The sequence below is a fragment of the Streptomyces brasiliensis genome (assembly GCF_014647875.1).
GTDB lineage: Bacteria > Actinomycetota > Actinomycetes > Streptomycetales > Streptomycetaceae > Streptomyces > Streptomyces brasiliensis.
In genome coordinates this window covers 1-543 of record NZ_BMQA01000277.1, presented here as the reverse complement: position 1 = coordinate 543, position 543 = coordinate 1, and the positions used below count along the sequence as shown (strand labels likewise).

1 protein-coding gene is annotated in these 543 nt (G+C 69.1%); it reads left to right on the top strand.

Annotation, left to right across the window (positions count from 1 at the left end):
• Nucleotides 1-17: 17 nt before the first annotated feature.
• On the top strand, nucleotides 18-543 hold a 526-nt coding region (locus tag IEZ19_RS50160), incomplete at its 3' end, for an IS630 family transposase (protein ID WP_444545210.1).

Genomic DNA, 543 nt, shown 5'->3' with positions numbered 1-543 from the left:
TGTGGACGCGGGCCGGGGTGGGGAATCTGATCGCGAAGCTGTACCGGGTGCGGCTGACCGAGCAGGGGGTGGGCAATTGCCTGCGCCGCTGTGGCCTGTCGTTCCAGCGGCCGGACAAGCGGGCCGTCGAGCAGGACACGGAAGCCGTCCGCGTCTGGCGGCAGGAGACCTGGCCGGCGATCCACGCGAAGGCGAAGGCAGAGGGTGGTGAAGTGCTCTTCGCCGATCAGGTCGGCGTCCGTTCCGACCAGGTCACCGGCCGCACCTGGGGCGCGCAGGGGTGCACGCCGGTCGTGCGCCGCACGGGCAACCGGTTCTCGGTGAATGCGATGTCCGCGATCAGCACCAAGGGCCGGATGCACTTCATGGTGTTCACCGAGACCTTCGACGCCGACGTCATGTGCCGCTTCCTGGACCGGCTTGCCGGCCTTCGCTTCGACCGCAAGGTGCACCTTGTCCTGGACGGCCACTCCGCGCACCGCTCCCGCAAGGTCCGCGCCTGGCTCGCCGATCACCCCGATCGCATCGAGCTACACTTCCTGC